Origin of the sequence: Rathayibacter sp. AY1A3 (genome assembly GCF_002930975.1) — a bacterium.
Taxonomy (GTDB): Bacteria; Actinomycetota; Actinomycetes; order Actinomycetales; family Microbacteriaceae; genus Rathayibacter.
The window spans coordinates 31,361-47,681 of the sequence record NZ_PSTO01000002.1 but is presented as its reverse complement, the minus strand read 5'-3'; the positions used below and the strand labels follow the sequence as shown (position 1 = coordinate 47,681).

Genomic DNA, 16,321 nt, shown 5'->3' with positions numbered 1-16,321 from the left:
GGCGTTCACGACGGTGCGGATCAGGCGGGAGACACCACCGACGCGAGCGCGTCGTGCAGCTCTTTCGCCTCTGCATCGTTGACCGAGACGACGAGGCGTCCGCCTCCTTCGAGCGGAACGCGCACGACGATGAGTCGGCCCTCCTTAACAGCCTCCATCGGTCCGTCTCCGGTCCTCGGCTTCATGGCCGCCATAGAGTTCCCCTTTCGTGACGTATCCCCCTATTATCGTGCATCCGCGGGGGTGTTCCGAACCGCGCCCGGAAGTCGGGCGTCAGCCGATCACGGCGGGGACCAGTCGCCCGGGGTGAACACCCAGCACAGCAGCACCCAGACGATCTGCCCGACGATCGATGCGGCCACCACGAACACCCTCAGGAGAGTCGACCGCGGCACCGCGAGCGCCCCGGCCAGCGGGAACATCGGCATCAGGATGCGGAACGTGCTCGACTGCGGGTAGAAGAACGCGAAGAGGTAGATCGCGTAGCCGCCGACCCAGAGCCGCGAGAAGACGTCGAGGCTGCGCGTGGCCCGCGAGAACAGGATCGCCAGGAATCCGAGCACCACCACGACGGTGATGCCCATGCCCGTGATCGGCGAGCCGAACCAGAGGCCTCCCCACCAGCCCCCTCCGGCGAACCAGGAGGTGAAGGGGATGAGCTCGCCCTCGCCGATGAAGACGCTGCGCCAGGCGAGCTCGGTGTCGGTGTAGGCGGTGAAGGAGCCGGTCACGGCCCAGGCGATGAGCAGCCAGGCGAAGCCCACCGCGAGGGACCAGACCGTGAGCGAGACCGTGAAGGCGAACTCCCGGCGGGCGAACGGCTCGGTGCCGCGCACGTGGCGCCAGACGCGGTAGAGGAAGTAGAGGCCCGTCATCGCCGCGATCGCGAGGCCGCTCGGGCGCAGGAGCCCCACGACCAGCACGACGGGGAACGTCCAGATCCACTTGCGGCGCACCAGCAGGAGGAGCAGCACGGCCGTCAGGAGGATGCCGCCGGACTCCGCGTAGCCGATCTGCAGGATCGGGGACGTCGGAGCGACGCAGAAGAAGACGATCCCCATCAGCGCCTGGCCCTCGCTGAGCGAGACGCGGAACAGCCGGTAGATCACCAGGCACGCCGCTGCACTGCAGACCAGGGCGACGAGCACCGCCGCGTTCGCCCAGTCGAGCCCGGTGATGTTCATCAGGCCGCGGACGGTGAACGGGTAGACGGGCATGAACGCCCAGGGGTTCTGCTCCACGGCTCCGGACGGCGAGAGCGGCAGGACCGACGGGTACCCCGTCATCCCGATCCGCTCGTACCAGCCGCCGTCCCACGTCGTCGCGAACCGGACGTAGGTGTCGCGGAGTCCCGTCCACTCGACGCCCTGACGCACGGCGCCGACACGGAGCATGATCACGGTCGTGACGACCCGGGACACGGCGAAGACCAGGAGCACCTGGATCCACCACGGGATCCTCCGGAGCAGACCCCAGCGGGAGCGGGACGGAGAGGCGTCCTCCGTCTCCGGCGCGATCGCGGTGGCGCTCACGCGAGCGGCCCGCGGTCCGTCGAGGAGGCGGTCGTCAGCGGGGAGCGGGCGGGTGTCGCCGCGGCTCGCCGGCGGGTCGGCCGGAGGAGGGGCGACGCGTGTCGCGGCTCACCGGCTGGCGTGAGGGGAGACATTCCGACGAGCATACCCGTGCGGGAGTCGGGAGTCCCCGGAGGAGCACCGCGCCGGGCGGGCGCGCACCACGATCACGGCGGAGTCCAGTCCGATCCGGCGACGGCCCAGCAGATCGAGATCCAGACGATCTGGCCGCCGATCCCGAGCAGGACCAGCGCGATGCGGAAGACCGGCGAGCGCGGCACCGCCAGCGCTCCGACGAGCGGGAACATCGGGCCCAGCAGCCGGAAGGTGCTCGACTGCGGGAAGAAGAACGCCAGCAGGTAGACGCCGTACCCGGCGACCCAGGCCCGGCTGAAGAGATCGAGCCGCCGTGTCCACGGTGCGGCGAGGATCCCGACGAACGCCGCCAGCAGGAGCACCACCAGCACGACGCCGACGGCCGGAGCACCGAACCACCACGAGCCCCACCAGGCGCCGCCCTGGAACCACGGGGTCAGCGGGAGCAGCTCCTGGTAGCCGATGTAGACCGCACGCCACGCCAGCTCGGTGTCGGTGTACGCGGTCATCGACCCGGTGACGGCCCACGCCACGGCGGGCCAGAGGAAGCCGACCACGAGCCCCCACGCCGTCAGGCCCACAGCCGGCAGCCACTCCGACCGAGGGAACGGCTCCGTGCGGCGCCGGACGAACCGGTAGACGACGTACAGGCCGAGCGCGGCGGCGAAGGCGAGCCCGCTCGGCCGCGTCAGGCCCAGCAGCAGCACGACGGGCACGACCGCGAGCCAGCGCCGCCGCACCAGGAGGAGGAGCGTGACCGCGGTCAGCAGCATCGCCATCGACTCCGCGTAGGCGAGCTGCATCAGCGGCGAGGTCGGCGCCACGCAGAACAGCAGCACCGCCGTCAGCGACTGCGACTCGCCGAGGGAGTGCCGGAAGAGGCGGTACAGGACGAGGCAGGCTCCGGCTCCGCACAGGACGGAGACGGTCACGGCGGCCGGAGCCCAGGTGAGGCCGGTGACCGCCATCAGCGCCTTCACGACCCCCGGGTAGAGCGGCATGAAGGCCCAGGCGTTCTCCCCCACGTGGCCGTCCTGCGTGATCGGCAGGAAGCCGGGGTACCCGGTGGCCGCGATGATCTCGTACCAGCGGCCGTCCCACATCGACGCGAAGGCCGAGTAGGACGGGGAGGGGCCGGTCCACGGGTTCGCGAGCTGGTGCGCAGCGAACTGCAGCAGGATCACGGTCGTGACCACGCGGGTCGCGATGAACACCAGGAGGACGCGCGCCCACCACGGGACCAGGCGCAGGCGGAGCCGGACGGGGACGGCCGTGGCGGTCGCGCTCACGAGGACGCGGTCAGCCAGCGGCGGAGGCCCTCGGTGCACTCGGTGATCTCGTGCACCGCCACGCGCTCGTCGTCGGCATGGGCCCGGAGCGGGTCGCCCGGTCCGTAGTTGACAGCCGGGATGCCCATGGCGGAGAACCGCGCGACGTCGGTCCAGCCGTACTTGGGCTTCGCCTCGGCTCCGACGGCCGCGAGGAAGGCCTGGGCCAGAGGTGCGTCCAGCCCCGGGCGGGCGCCCTCGGCCAGATCGTCCACCGTCACCTCGAACTCCTCGAAGAGCTCCTCGAGGTGGGCGAGCGCCTCCTCCCCGGACCGGTCGGGGGCGAAGCGGTAGTTGACCTGCACCGTGCAGAGGTCCGGGATCACGTTGCCCGCGACCCCGCCGGTGACGCGCACGGCGTTGACGCCCTCGCGGTACACGAGGCCCTCGACCTCGACCTCGCGCGGCACGTAGGCGGCGAGGCGGTCGAGGATCGGCGCGGCCGCGTGGATCGCGTTCTCGCCGACCCAGCTGCGGGCGGAGTGGGCGCGGACGCCGCGGGTGACCACGTCGACCCGGAGCGTCCCGTTGCAGCCGCCCTCCACTGCTCCGCTCGTCGGCTCGCCGAGCACGGCGAAGTCGGCGGAGAAGAGGTCGGGGCGGTGCCGGGAGAGACGGCCGAGGCCGTTGAGGTCCGCTGCGACCTCCTCGTTGTCGTACCACATCCAGGTGATGTCGACGGCCGGATCGGAGAGCTCGGCGGCGAGGACGAGCTGCACCGCCACTCCGGCCTTCATGTCGACGGTCCCGCGGCCGACCAGGTGCTCGACGCCGTCGATCGTCTCGGCGACGACGGGCAGGTTGCCGTTGACCGGCACCGTGTCGAGGTGCCCGGCGATCACGACGCGCTGGGCGAGGCCGAGGTTCGTCCGCGCCACGACGGTGTGGCCGTCGCGGATGACCTCGAGGTGGTCGTACTGCTCGAGCGCCCACTGCACCGCGTCCGCGATCTCGAGCTCGTCGCCCGAGACGGACGGGATGTCGCAGAGGATCCGCGTCAGGGCGACCGGATCGGTGCGCAGATCGAGCGGAGGGGCGGTGGTCGGATCGGCCATGCGCCCCAGGGTAGCGGCCGGACGCTCCGCGCTACCCTGATCGGCATGACCCTCGAGCACTCCGCAGACTCCTCCGCGCCCGCCTCCGCCTGGGGATACGGGCTCGCCACCGTGGCCGCCGACGGCACCGTCCTCGACACCTGGTTCCCGGAGCCGCGCCTCGGCACCATCCCGGCCGGCCGCGACCCCTGGATCGTGCCGGCGGAGTTCGAGGAGCAGGCCGGCGAGGATCCGCGCCGCGAGGTCCGCATCGACGTGGTCACGCTGCAGATCGACGTGCAGGCGCCGCCCGCCTCCACGTCCGACGCCTACCTGCGGCTGCACCTGCTCTCGCACCTCCTGGTCCGCCCGAACGAGGTGAACCTCGACGGCGTCTTCGCGCACCTGCCGAACGTGGTGTGGACGAACGCCGGTCCGGTCTCGCCGGAGTCGTTCACCCGCCTGCGCCCCTCGCTCCGGCGCCACGGCATCCAGGCCACCGGGATCGACAAGTTCCCGCGGCTGACCGACTACGTCACCCCCGCGAAGGTGCGCATCGCGGACACCTCGCGCGTCCGCCTCGGGGCGCATCTGGCACCCGGCACGACGGTGATGCACGAGGGCTTCGTCAACTTCAACGCCGGGACCCTCGGCAGCTCGATGGTCGAGGGGCGCATCTCGCAGGGCGTCGTGGTCGGCGACGGCTCGGACATCGGCGGCGGCGCGTCCATCATGGGCACCCTCTCGGGCGGAGGAGTGCAGCGCGTCTCGATCGGCGCGCGGGCGCTGCTGGGTGCGAACTCGGGCATCGGCATCTCCCTCGGCGACGACACCGTCGTCGAGGCCGGCCTCTACGTGACCGCCGGCACCAAGGTCGTCGTGGTCGGCGGAGCGCCGCGCGCCGACGGCGCCCCGCAGACCGTGAAGGCCGTGCAGCTCTCGGGCGTGCCGAACCTGCTCTTCCGCCGCAACTCCCTCACCGGGGCCGTCGAGGTCCTCCCCCGCACCGGCGCCGGCATCGAGCTGAACGCCGCCCTGCACGCCTGAGGGCGAGCGTCCGGCGCCGCCGGGCCCCGCAGGCGGCACCCCGGGACGACCCGTGCTGATCGAGTCCGCGGCGACCACGCCGCTCTGCGTCCCGCCTCGAAGAAGCGGTTCGAGCCTCGGACGGCTGACGAGAGGCGGGTGCGCCTTACGGCGAGAGCCCGCCCCCGGCGGGGACGGGCTCTCGGGGACCGGTCAGCGGTCGGTCGGCCAGTGGCGCTCGGGCGCGCCCATGTAGAGCTGCTGCGGGCGGCCGATCTTGGTCTGCTTGTCGGTGTTCATCTCGCGCCAGTGGGCGATCCAGCCGGGCAGGCGGCCGATCGCGAAGAGGACGGTGAACATCCGGGTCGGGAAGCCCATCGCCTTGTAGATGACGCCCGTGTAGAAGTCGACGTTCGGGTAGAGGCGCCGCTCCTTGAAGTAGTCGTCCTCGAGCGCGAGGGCCTCGAGCTCCATCGCGATGTCGAGCAGCGGGTCCTTCACGCCGAGGGCCTGCAGGACCTCGGAGGCGCTCTCCTTGACCAGCTTCGCGCGCGGGTCGTAGTTCTTGTACACCCGGTGGCCGAAGCCCATCAGGCGCACGCCCTCCTCCTTGTTCTTCACCCGCTCGACGAACGTCGACACGCTCTCGCCCGACTCGCGGATCCGGCCGAGCATGGTGAGCACCGCCTCGTTCGCTCCGCCGTGCAGAGGGCCGAACAGGGCGTTGATGCCGGCAGACACCGAGGCGTAGAGGTTCGCCTCGGTCGAGCCGACGAGGCGGACGGTCGATGTCGACGCGTTCTGCTCGTGGTCCTCGTGGAGGATCAGGAGGCGGTCGAGCGCCTTCGAGAGCACCGGGTCGACCTGGTACTGCTCGGCCATCGTGCCGAAGTTGAGGCGGAGGAAGTTGTCGACGAAGCTCAGCGAGTTGTCCGGGTAGAGGAACGCCTGGCCGATCGCCTTCTTGTGGGCGTACGCCGCCATCACGGGCAGCTTCGCCAGGAGGCGGATCGTGGTGAGCTCCACCGCCTCCGGATCCTTCGGGTTGGAGCTGTCCTCGTAGTACGTCGACAGGGCCGACACTCCGGCCGAGAGCACCGACATGGGGTGCGCGCTGTGCGGGAGCGCGTCGAAGAAGCGCTTGAGGTCCTCGTGGAGGAGCGTGTGGCGGCGGATGCGCTCGTCGAAGCCCGCGAGCTCGTCGGCCGTCGGCAGCTCGCCGTAGATGAGGAGCCAGGCCACCTCGAGGTAGGTCGCGTTGGTGGCCACCTCCTCGATCGGGTAGCCGCGGTAGCGGAGGATCCCCTGGTCGCCGTCGATGTAGGTGATCTGCGACTTGGTCGCCGCCGTGTTCACGAAGCCGTAGTCGAGCGACATGAAGCCGGTCTGCTTCGACAGGGTCGAGAAGTCGATGCTCGAGGAGCCGTCGACGCTGCGCAGGACCGGGAAGTCCGCGGTGCGGTCGCCGAAGGTGAGCGTGACCTTCTCGGGGAGCTCCTGCTCCGCCGGCGCGGGAGGCGGCGTCGTGGCGCTCCCGGTCGCGGGCTCCGTGGAGCCCACCGTCGCGGTTCCGTCGCTCTGCGTGCCGGATTCGGTCACAACGCCTCCCAGGTCGTCGCGGTCGCACCCCGGAAGCGCTCGCGCGGAGCGGGCGGCGCCGGGTCTGGATCGTGGTGCAGCCGGGGCCTCGCGAGGCGCCGTCGACCGAACCACATACAGCCTATGGGCAAAGCGGGGGCACTGTGACATCGCCCAGCGCTGGGGCCGGGGCCTTGTCGGAACCCGCCAGGATCGGCCGGGTCGAGCGTCTCAGAGGCCGCCGGACAGGCGCTCGACGGCCGCGTCGATCCGCTCGTCGGAGGCCGTCAGCGAGAGGCGCACGTGCTCGGGGAAGCCCTCCCCGTAGAAGACGCCGGGGCCCGCGAGGACGCCGAGGCGGGCGAGCCGGTCGATGGACTCCCAGGCCGGGCGGCCCTCGGTCGCCCACAGGTAGAGGCCGGCCTCGCTGCGGTCGATCCGGAAGCCCGCGGACTCGAGGGCGGGCCGGAGGCGGTCGCGGCGGGAGCGGTAGCGCTCCTTCTGCGCGGCGACGTGCTCGTCGTCGGCGAGGGCGACGATCATCGCCTCCTGCAGCGGACCGGGCACGATCATGCCCGCGTGCTTGCGGACGGTCACCAGGCGCGCGATCAGGGCCGCGTCCCCGGCGACGAAGGCGGCGCGGTAGCCGGCGAGGTTCGACTGCTTGCTCAGCGAGTAGACGCCGAGGACCCCGGTGCGGTCCTCCCCCACCACGCGCGGGTCGAGGACGCTCGGGATCGGCTCGTCGGCCCAGCGGCCGTCCCAGCCGAGCTCGGCGTAGCACTCGTCCCCCGCGATCACAGCGCCCAGCTCACGGGCACGCGCGACGGCGCGCTGCAGGGCGGGCACGTCGAGCACGGCGCCATCGGGGTTGCCGGGAGAGTTGAGCCAGACCAGGCGGGTCGTCGCAGGCCACTCGGCCGGGTCGTCGGAGGCGAGCGCCTCAGCGCCGGCGATCGCCGCGCCCATCGCGTACGTCGGGTAGGCGGCGCGCGGATGCACGACCACGTCCCCCTCCCCGAGTCCGAGGAGGAAGGGCAGCCAGGCGACGAGCTCCTTGGAGCCGATCGTCGGCAGGACCTCGTCGATCCCGAGGCCCTCGACTCCGCGCCGCCGCGCGTACCAGGCGGCGATCGCCTCGCGCAGAGCGGGGGTGCCCACGGTCGTGGGGTACGCGTGCGAATCCGTCGCGCGGGCGAGCGCGTCGCGGATCGGGGCGGGCGTCGGGTCCACCGGCGAGCCGATCGACAGGTCGACGATCCCGCCGGGGTGCTCCGCCGCCGTGCGGGCGAAGGGCGCCATCAGGTCCCAGGGGTAGTCGGGCAGCGCGCCGAGGGCCACGGGAGCGGCCTCAGTGGCTCTGCGGAGGCAGCGCCGCGATGACCGGGTGGTCCTTCGCGATCACGCCGACCTTGGCGGCTCCGCCCGGGGAGCCGATCTCGTCGAAGAACTCGACGTTGGCCTTGTAGTAGTCGGACCACTCCTCGGGGAGGTCGTCCTCGTAGTAGATCGCCTCGACGGGGCAGACCGGCTCGCAGGCACCGCAGTCCACGCACTCGTCCGGGTGGATGTAGAGCGAGCGCTCGCCTTCGTAGATGCAGTCGACCGGGCACTCGTCGATGCAGGCGCGGTCTTTGACATCGACGCACGGAAGTGCGATCACGTAGGTCACGGTGCTCCAGGTCCCTTCGAACAGTGTCTCTATCGTACGGGGGCCGACGGGGCGTCGGCGTCCGCGGGCCGCGGGGCGGCGGCGGGAGCGGCCGCCCGCAGCCGCGGCCAGGCGATCACGACGAGGGCGATGAGGGCGGGGAGGAAGGTCCAGGCCACGCCGAGGCCGTTCGCCGGGACGAGGACGGATCCGCCCGTGCTGCGCAGGGCGAGCAGCCCGATCATCCCGAGCAGGCCCATCGCGGTGCAGAACGCGACGAACCGGTCGATGAGCACGAGGCGCAGCCCGAGCAGGAGCAGCAGCACGCCGGCGAGGGAGGCGGCGAGGCCGACCGGGAGGACGACACCGCCGACCGACACGGTGCTCTGATGGGCGACGGTCGTGATCGCTCCTACCACCGCGCCGACCAGGACTCCGGCGACACCCGACAGCACGCGCGATCCCAGCGTCGGACGCTCCTCCGGCAGCGGCGCCGGACGCCCCGCCTGCGCGACCGGGCGGAAGCGCTCGATGCGGCCGATGGGGAACGGCGGACCGCTCGAGAGGCGGGCCTCGTCGCCCTCGACCACCAGCTGCGTCGCGTGCGCCTCGAGGGCCGCGCGCTTGCGGGCGTGGTCCTCGGCGGACAGCTCGATCACGACGTCGCCGGGGAGGGGCGGGGCCGCGTCGGGGAGGACGGCGAGGAAGCGCAGGCCCAGCAGCTCGGCGGCGCGCTCGGCGACCCGGGCGGTGCGGACGTGGTCGGGGTGGCCGTAGCCGCCGCCCGCGTCGTAGGACAGCACGACGCCCGCATCGACCTGCCGCAGGACGGCGACGAGATCGGCCACCTCCTCGTCCTCGGGCGCGGCGGTGAAGGACGCGGGATGCACCGGCTCGAGCGGCACCGGGACGCGGCCGGGCCCCCACTGCATGCCGGAGTCCCGGTAGACCCGCGGAGCGAGGCCGGGCGCGCGGGCGCCCGCCTCGCCGAGGAAGCGGTGGTCGGCGACGCCGAGGGCCGTCAGGGCGACGACGAGCTCGGTCGTCCGGTGCGCGGCCAGCTCGGCCGAGCCCTCGAGCGGAGCGAGGTCCTCGGGGATGACCTCGCCGCACTCCCCCCGCGTGGCGGTGACGACGGTGACGGAGGCGCCCTGCGCCACCAGCCGCGCCAGGGTCCCGCCCATGGTGATCGTCTCGTCGTCGGGGTGGGCGTGCACCGCCACCACCCGCTCCGCTGCTGCGTCCCGGCCCGCGTCCACTCTCCGCCTCTCGTCCTGCGCGGCCTCCGCTGCGGGCGCTTCTGGACAGCGACCGGGCAGCGGACTACAGTCGACCCGGGTTAGGCAAGGCTTACCGAACAACGGAGCCCCGCCGACCGGATCGACTCGGGGCGGGAGTCGCCCCCTCCTCGTCCACCATCGACCAAGAGAACACGCGTGCTCGCAAACTACCTCATCGGCCTCCGCGAAGGCCTCGAAGCCGGCCTCGTCGTCGGCATCCTCGTGGCCTACCTGACCAAGCTCGGCCGGCGCGACGTGCTGCCGCGGCTCTGGACCGGTATCGCCGCCGCGATCGCGATCTCGCTCGTCACCGGTGCGATCCTCACCTGGGGCCCCTCGACCCTGTCGTTCCAGGCCCAGGAGCTCATCGGCGGCGGCCTCTCGATCCTCGCGGTCGGGCTGGTCACCTGGATGATCTTCTGGATGGGCGCGAACGCCCGCAGCATGAAGGGCGACCTCGAGTCCCGGCTCGACGGCGCCGTCGCGGGGTCGGCCCTCGGCATCGTGGTCCTCGGCTTCATCAGCGTCGGCCGCGAGGGCATCGAGACGGCGCTCTTCGTCTGGGCGAGCGTGTCCTCGAGCAGTGCGGGGTCGGGATCCAGCGCGTGGGTCGGCACGGTCGGCGCACTGCTGGGCATCCTCAGCTCGGTCGTCATCGCGTACCTGATCTTCCGGGGCTTCGTCCGGATCGACCTCGGGCGCTTCTTCACCTGGACGGGCGGCTTCCTCATCCTCGTCGCGGCCGGCGTCCTCTCCTACGGCGTCGGCGACCTGCAGGAGGCGTCGCTCCTGCCCGGCTGGGGCACCCCGCTGTTCTCGCTCGGCCCGATCCTCCCGCCGCCCGTGACCGCCGTGGTCGGCGGCCTCTTCAACTACACGCCCGAGCCGACCGCTCTGCAGTTCGCCGCCTGGCTGCTCTACCTCGTCGTCGTCGGTGCCCTGTTCGTCCGCCAGGTCCGCCTGCGCGGTCCGCGACGGGGCAGCGCGGCCCCGGTCGCCGCTCCCGCTCCCACCTCCGTCTGACCCGCTCCGGCACCGCCGGCGCACTCGCCCCGATCCAGGAGAAGCATGTCCTCGCGCGCTCGTCCCACCCTCCCCCGCGTCACCCTCGGCCTCGCCGGCGCCGGCGCCCTGGCGCTGATCCTCACGGGCTGCGTGCCGAACACCCCCGCGTCCTCCTCCTCCGCCGCGCTCGACGTCGCGATCAGGGACGACGCCTGCGAGGTGTCGACGGCGACCGCCGAGGCGGGAGCGGTGACGTTCTCACTAACCAACGGCGGCTCGGACGTCAACGAGTTCGAGATCCTGGCCGAGGACAAGCTGCGGATCGTGGGCGAGAAGGAGAACGTGACCCCGGGCCAGAGCGTCTCCTACGTCGCTCAGCTCGAGCCGGGCACCTACTACACCGCCTGCAAGTTCCAGCAGGTCGGCGCCCCGGTCGGGCTGAGCGAGTTCACCGTGACCGGTGAGGCCACCGCGCAGTCGGCGGACGAGAAGGCGGCGACGGAGGCGGCGGTCACCAACTACGTGGCGTACGTGAAGTCGCAGGTGGGCGAGCTGCTCCCCGCGGTCGCCGAGTTCGCGCAGGCCTACGAGGCCGGCGACGACGAGAAGGCGCGCGGCCTCTTCGCGTCGACCCGCGTCTTCTACGAGCGGATCGAGCCGACCGCGGAGGCGTTCGGCGACCTCGACCCGCGCATCGACTACCGCGAGGTCGACGCCGTCGCCGAGGGCCTGGACTGGACCGGCTTCCACCGCATCGAGAAGGACCTGTGGGCCCCCGCGGAGGGTGCGCTCAACTCCGACGGCACGAGCGCGCTCCTCGATTGGGCGCCCTCCACCCCCGAGCAGCGCGCGCAGTTCGGCCAGGGCCTCGTCGACGACGTGCAGAGCCTGGCCGACCTCGTGAACGCGCCCGGCTTCACCGTCTCGGTGGGCGACATCTCCAACGGCGCCATCGGCCTGCTCGACGAGGTCGCGGCCGGCAAGATCACGGGCGAGGAGGACTGGTGGTCGAGCACCGACCTCACCGACTTCGCCGCGAACGTCCAGGGCGCGGAGGTGGCGTTCGGCAACGTCGAGCCGATCGCGACCGCCAGCGGCGACGAGGGCGCCGACCTCACCGGACGGATCACGCAGCGGTTCTCCGAGCTCGACGCCCTGCTCGCGCAGTACGGCTCGATCGACTCCGGCTTCGCCGCGTACTCCACCGTCACCGCGGAGCAGAAGAAGGAGCTCTCGGACGCGGTCAACGCTCTCTCCGAGCCGCTCTCGCAGCTGACCCACACGGTGCTGGGCGTCGAGGAGCCGGCCGCGTAGTGGGCGCCGAGCAGCACGAGGGAGTCCGGCCGACGGAGTCCGAGCAGCCCGCCGACGAGCCCCGCCGCCTCTCGCGGCGCGGGCTGCTCGGCCTCGTCTCGGCGGGGACGGCCGGGCTGGCCGCCGGAGTGGGCGGCACGGTGGCCGTCACGTCGTCCGCCAGCGCGACGGCCTCCTCCGCCACGCGCACCGTGCCGTTCTTCGGCGCGAACCAGGCGGGCATCACCACCGCCGCGCAGGACCGTCTGCACTTCGCCGCGTTCGACCTCGCCGCGGGCACCACGCGCGAGGACCTCGTCGAGCTCCTGAAGGACTGGACGCTCGCCGCCTCGCGGATGACCCAGGGCCTCGAGGTCGGCGAGACCGGCGCGGTAGACGGGCCGGACACGGCTCCCCCGGAGGACACCGGGGAGGCGCTCGGGCTCGACGCCGCGTCCCTCACCGTCACGGTCGGCTTCGGACCCACCCTCTTCACGGACGAGTCCGGCGCCGACCGCTTCGGCCTCGCCGACCGCCGGCCTCCGCAGCTGCAGGCCCTGCCCCGCTTCCGCGGTGACGCGCTCGTCCCGTCGGCCGGCGGCGGCGACCTCTGCATCCAGGCCTGCGCCGACGATCCGCAGGTCGCCGTGCACGCCATCCGCAACCTGAGCCGGATCGCGTTCGGCCGGGCCTCGCTCCGCTGGTCGCAGCTCGGCTTCGGCCGCACCTCCTCGACGTCCACCGCCCAGGCGACTCCGCGCAACCTGTTCGGCTTCAAGGACGGCACGGCGAACGTGAAGTCCGAGGAGGCCGACGCCGTAGAAGAGCACGTCTGGGTCCCCTCCTCCGACGGCCCCGCGTGGATGGTCGGCGGCAGCTACCTGGTCGCGCGGAAGATCCGGATGATCATCGAGACGTGGGACCGCAGCCAGCTGGGCGAGCAGGAGCGGGTCATCGGCCGCAGCAAGGGGTCCGGAGCCCCGCTCTCGGGCGGCACGGAGTCCACCGAGCCCGACTTCGCAGCGGCCGGCGCCACCGGTGCCCCGCTGATCGATCAGGAGTCGCACGTGCGCCTCGCGCACCCGAGCGTGAACAACGGAGTGCGGCTCCTGCGGCGCGGCTACAACTTCGTCGACGGCAACGACGAGCTCGGACGCCTGAACGCGGGGCTGTTCTTCCTCTCGTTCCAGCGCTCCCCGGAGCAGTTCGTCACCGTGCAGCGGAACCTCGCGACGGACGCGCTGAACGAGTACGTGAAGCACGTCGGCTCGGCCGTGTTCGCGGTGCCGCCCGGTGCTCGCGACGAGACCGACTTCCTCGGCTCCGGCCTCTTCGCCTGATCCCTGAGAGGACCCGCACTCCATCCCAGGATCCGGCGGGCGCACTCCACGGCGCGCCGAAGCCGGCGCCCGTAGCGTCGTCGGCGATGTCCGGGAACAGTGCGAGAAGCGGCCTGACCAAGCGCGAGCGCCAGGAGCTCGCCCGAGCGCAGGCGCGGGAGCGCCGCGAAGCGGAGAGGCGCCGGCGGCGCCGGAACCGGCTGCTCGGGCAGGGCGGAGCGGTCGTCGGGCTCCTCGCGGTCGTGGCCCTGGTCTGCTGGAACGTCTGGTCGCAGCAGGAGGTCGCGAGCGCCGGCCCGGCGAACATGCTCAGCGACGGCATCGTCCTCGCGGGCGACGGCTCGGCCGTGACGGCGACGACGACCGCGGCGATCGCTCCGGGAGCCTCCCCCGTCCCGACCGACGAGAGCGCCACGCGGGCGGGCAGAGTCGTCGCCGTCGACCTCTACGTCGACTACCTCTGCCCGTACTGCGGGCAGTTCGAGAAGGCGAACGCCGAGCAGCTGCAGTCGTGGCTGACGAAGGGGGCGATCACGCTCGAGATCCATCCGGTGGCGATCCTCGACTCCTCCTCGGCCGGCTCCGAGTACTCCAGCCGGGCCGCGAACGCCGCGGCGTGCGTCGCCGACGAGGATCCGGACCGCTTCCTCGCCGTGAACGCGGCGCTCTTCGCGCAGCAGCCGGCGGAGGGGACGACGGGCCTCGACGACGACGCTCTGCGGGCGCTGGTGACCGGAGCGGGCGTCACCGACGACGACGTCCTCGCCTGCATGACCGCGGGCGAGTTCCGGCCCTGGGTGAAGGCCGCGACCGAGCGGGCCACCTCGCTCCCCCTCGCGAACTCCTCGTTGCCGAAGCTCGAGTCGACGCCCACCGTGCTGGTGAACGGCGAGCAGTACACGGGGAAGCCGGACGACGCGGCGGCGTTCGTCTCCTTCGTCACCTCGACGCTCGAGGCGGAGTCCGCGACCCCCTCTCCCTCTCCGAGTCCGGCGGGCTGATCCGGACCGCGAGGGACGGGATCGGCGCTGCACTCTGCAGCACCGGGCGGAGACGACGAGACCGGCCGGAGCATCGCTCCGGCCGGTCTCGTCGTGGGCGGGCGCCGAGGCGCCCGGGGCTCAGCCCTGCTTCTTGAGGCGGCTCGTCATGCGCGCGCGGGCGTTCGCATCGAGCTCCACCTTGCGGATGCGGACGACCTCGGGGGTGACCTCGACGCACTCGTCCTCGCGGGCGAACTCGAGGCACTCCTCGAGCGTCAGCTGACGCGACGGCGTCATCGACTCGAAGGTGTCGGAGGTGGACTGACGCATGTTGGTCAGCTTCTTCTCCTTGGTGATGTTGACGTCCATGTCGTCGTTGCGCGAGTTCTCGCCGATCACCATGCCCTCGTAGACCTCCTCGGTGGGGTTCACGAAGAAGGTCATCCGCTCCTGGAGCGCGATGATGGCGAACGGGGTCACGACGCCGTTGCGGTCCGCGACGATCGACCCGTTGTTGCGGGTGACGATCGCGCCGGCCCACGGCTCGTAGCCGTGCAGGATCGCGTTCGCGATGCCGGTGCCGCGGGTGGTGGTGAGGAACTCGGTGCGGAAGCCGATCAGGCCGCGCGACGGGACAATGAACTCCATGCGGACCCAGCCGGTGCCGTGGTTCGACATGCCGTCCATGCGGCCCTTGCGGGCGGCGAGGAGCTGCGTGATCGCGCCGAGGTACTCCTCCGGAGCGTCGATCGTCAGGTGCTCGAAGGGCTCGTGCGTCTTGCCGTCGACCTGGCGGGTGACCACCTGGGGCTTGCCGACGGTCAGCTCGTAGCCCTCGCGGCGCATCTGCTCGACGAGGATGGCCAGCGCGAGCTCGCCGCGGCCCTGGACCTCCCAGGAGTCGGGGCGTCCGATGTCGACGATCTTGAGCGACACGTTTCCGATGAGCTCGCGGTCGAGGCGGTCCTTGACCATCCGCGCCGTGAGCTTGTGGCCCTTCACCTTGCCGACGAGCGGCGAGGTGTTGGTGCCGATCGTCATCGAGATCGCCGGGTCGTCGACCGTGATGGCCGGCAGCGGGCGGATGTCCTCGGGGTCGGCGATGGTCTCGCCGATGGTGATCTCGGGGAAGCCCGCGATCGCGACGATGTCGCCTGGGCCCGCGGACTCGGCCGGGTAGCGGTCGAGCGCCTTGGTGATCAGCAGCTCGGTGATGCGCGCGTTGGTGTGGGTGCCGTCGTGGTGGACCCAGGCGACCGTCTGCCCCTTCTTGATCGTGCCGTTGAAGACGCGGAGGAGGGCGAGGCGGCCGAGGAACGGCGACGCGTCGAGGTTGGTGACGTGGGCCTGGAGGGGCGCGTCGTCGTCGTAGGTCGGCGCGGGGATGTGCTTGAGGATCGCCTCGAACAGCGGCTCCAGGTCCTCGGCGTCCGGCAGCGTGCCGTCCTCGGGCTTGTTCGCCGAGGCGCGGCCGGCCTTGCCGGAGGCGTAGACCACGGGGACGTCGAGGATCGCGTCGAGGTCGAGGTCCGGCACGTCGTCGGCCATGTCGGAGGCGAGGCCGAGGAGCAGGTCCTGGCTCTCGGCGACGACCTCGTCGATGCGCGCGTCGGGGCGGTCGGTCTTGTTGACCAGGAGGATGACGGGGAGCTTCGCCTCGAGCGCCTTGCGCAGCACGAAGCGGGTCTGGGGCAGCGGGCCCTCGGACGCGTCGACGAGGAGGCAGACGCCGTCGACCATCGACAGGCCGCGCTCGACCTCGCCGCCGAAGTCGGCGTGGCCCGGGGTGTCGATGACGTTGATGGTGATGGGACCGTCGCTCGCGTGCTTGCCGCTGTACGAGACAGCGGTGTTCTTCGCGAGGATCGTGATGCCCTTCTCGCGCTCGAGCTCGTTGGAGTCCATCGCGCGCTCGTCCACGTGGGCGTGCGCGTCGAAGGAGTTCGTCTGCTTGAGCATGGCGTCGACCAGCGTGGTCTTGCCATGGTCGACGTGGGCGACGATCGCGACGTTGCGCAGGTCGGAGCGGGTGGCACTTGCCATGGATACGGACTCGTCTCGTGTTCTCGTGCAAAAGGGGGACCATCCATCGTACCGCAGCGAGGCGTCCGCACGGCGAAGGGCCCCGGATCTCCG

At 71.9% G+C, this 16,321-nt stretch carries 14 protein-coding genes; 5 read left to right on the top strand and 9 right to left on the bottom strand.

The features are described from left to right. Positions 1-20: 20 nt before the first annotated feature. From C5C10_RS01245 to dapE, 4 genes are all read right to left on the bottom strand, one after another. Positions 21-194 (bottom strand): DUF3117 domain-containing protein, encoded by a 174-nt coding sequence (locus C5C10_RS01245; protein ID WP_068208299.1) that lies wholly within the window; start codon positions 192-194, stop codon positions 21-23. Between the two features lie 87 nt (positions 195-281). Continuing rightward, on the bottom strand, positions 282-1,532 hold the full coding sequence (locus tag C5C10_RS01240) for a hypothetical protein (RefSeq protein ID WP_104222988.1): 1,251 nt from the start codon (positions 1,530-1,532) through the stop codon (positions 282-284). A 206-nt stretch (positions 1,533-1,738) separates the two neighbouring features. Beyond that, positions 1,739-2,956: a hypothetical protein gene (locus C5C10_RS01235; protein ID WP_258060341.1), complete on the bottom strand. Its 1,218-nt coding sequence runs from the start codon at positions 2,954-2,956 to the stop codon at positions 1,739-1,741. After that, positions 2,953-4,050, bottom strand: a complete 1,098-nt coding sequence (dapE, locus tag C5C10_RS01230) for a succinyl-diaminopimelate desuccinylase (RefSeq protein WP_104328320.1) — start codon at positions 4,048-4,050, stop codon at positions 2,953-2,955. The genes C5C10_RS01235 and dapE overlap by 4 nt, the downstream gene beginning before the upstream one ends. Positions 4,051-4,095: 45 nt before the next feature. On the opposite strand from dapE, the gene dapD reads away from it, so the two are divergent. Continuing rightward, on the top strand, positions 4,096-5,076 hold the full coding sequence (gene dapD / locus C5C10_RS01225; RefSeq protein ID WP_104232738.1) for a 2,3,4,5-tetrahydropyridine-2,6-dicarboxylate N-succinyltransferase: 981 nt from the start codon (positions 4,096-4,098) through the stop codon (positions 5,074-5,076). Between the two features lie 192 nt (positions 5,077-5,268). Here the strand turns inward: dapD and C5C10_RS01220 are convergent, their stop codons facing one another. From C5C10_RS01220 to C5C10_RS01205, 4 genes are all read right to left on the bottom strand, one after another. Further along, a complete protein-coding gene (locus tag C5C10_RS01220; RefSeq protein ID WP_244229452.1) occupies positions 5,269-6,654 on the bottom strand; it encodes a citrate synthase in 1,386 nt (461 codons plus the stop codon). 210 nt (positions 6,655-6,864) lie between these two features. Beyond that, positions 6,865-7,974, bottom strand: coding sequence for a succinyldiaminopimelate transaminase (gene dapC / locus C5C10_RS01215; RefSeq protein WP_104328319.1), 1,110 nt, complete (start codon positions 7,972-7,974; stop codon positions 6,865-6,867). Positions 7,975-7,984: 10 nt separating this feature from the next. After that, positions 7,985-8,305: a ferredoxin gene (gene fdxA, locus C5C10_RS01210; protein WP_104222984.1), complete on the bottom strand. Its 321-nt coding sequence runs from the start codon at positions 8,303-8,305 to the stop codon at positions 7,985-7,987. 29 nt (positions 8,306-8,334) lie between these two features. Then, the gene (locus tag C5C10_RS01205; protein ID WP_146076874.1) at positions 8,335-9,543 is read right to left on the bottom strand and encodes a PIG-L family deacetylase; all 1,209 of its coding nucleotides are present in this window, start codon (positions 9,541-9,543) and stop codon (positions 8,335-8,337) included. Between the two features lie 177 nt (positions 9,544-9,720). Between C5C10_RS01205 and efeU the strand changes: the two genes are divergently transcribed. The 4 genes from efeU to C5C10_RS01185 all read left to right on the top strand — a co-directional run bounded on the left by efeU (position 9,721) and on the right by C5C10_RS01185 (position 14,203). Then, entirely contained in the window at positions 9,721-10,587 is an 867-nt protein-coding gene (gene efeU, locus C5C10_RS01200; RefSeq protein ID WP_104222982.1) for an iron uptake transporter permease EfeU, read from the top strand. Positions 10,588-10,632: 45 nt separating this feature from the next. Then, positions 10,633-11,883 (top strand): iron uptake system protein EfeO, encoded by a 1,251-nt coding sequence (efeO, locus tag C5C10_RS01195; protein ID WP_104237549.1) that lies wholly within the window; start codon positions 10,633-10,635, stop codon positions 11,881-11,883. Next, a complete protein-coding gene (efeB, locus tag C5C10_RS01190) occupies positions 11,883-13,202 on the top strand; it encodes an iron uptake transporter deferrochelatase/peroxidase subunit (RefSeq protein WP_104328318.1) in 1,320 nt (439 codons plus the stop codon). The genes efeO and efeB overlap by 1 nt, the downstream gene beginning before the upstream one ends. A gap of 86 nt (positions 13,203-13,288) precedes the next feature. After that, positions 13,289-14,203: a thioredoxin domain-containing protein gene (locus C5C10_RS01185; protein ID WP_104328317.1), complete on the top strand. Its 915-nt coding sequence runs from the start codon at positions 13,289-13,291 to the stop codon at positions 14,201-14,203. 120 nt (positions 14,204-14,323) lie between these two features. On the opposite strand, the gene typA is transcribed toward C5C10_RS01185, so the two are convergent. After that, the gene (typA, locus tag C5C10_RS01180; protein WP_104222978.1) at positions 14,324-16,228 is read right to left on the bottom strand and encodes a translational GTPase TypA; all 1,905 of its coding nucleotides are present in this window, start codon (positions 16,226-16,228) and stop codon (positions 14,324-14,326) included. Between the last annotated feature and the right edge of the window lie 93 nt (positions 16,229-16,321).

Bases quoted from the DNA above. Each gene is read 5' to 3' on its own strand.
- C5C10_RS01245 (WP_068208299.1), bottom strand. From the start codon at position 194: ATGGCGGCCATGAAGCCGAGGACCGGAGACGGACCGATGGAGGCTGTT.
- dapE (WP_104328320.1), bottom strand. From the start codon at position 4,050: ATGGCCGATCCGACCACCGCCCCTCCGCTCGATCTGCGCACCGATCCG.
- dapD (WP_104232738.1), top strand. From the start codon at position 4,096: ATGACCCTCGAGCACTCCGCAGACTCCTCCGCGCCCGCCTCCGCCTGG.
- efeO (WP_104237549.1), top strand. From the start codon at position 10,633: ATGTCCTCGCGCGCTCGTCCCACCCTCCCCCGCGTCACCCTCGGCCTC.
- C5C10_RS01185 (WP_104328317.1), top strand. From the start codon at position 13,289: ATGTCCGGGAACAGTGCGAGAAGCGGCCTGACCAAGCGCGAGCGCCAG.
- typA (WP_104222978.1), bottom strand. From the start codon at position 16,228: ATGGCAAGTGCCACCCGCTCCGACCTGCGCAACGTCGCGATCGTCGCC.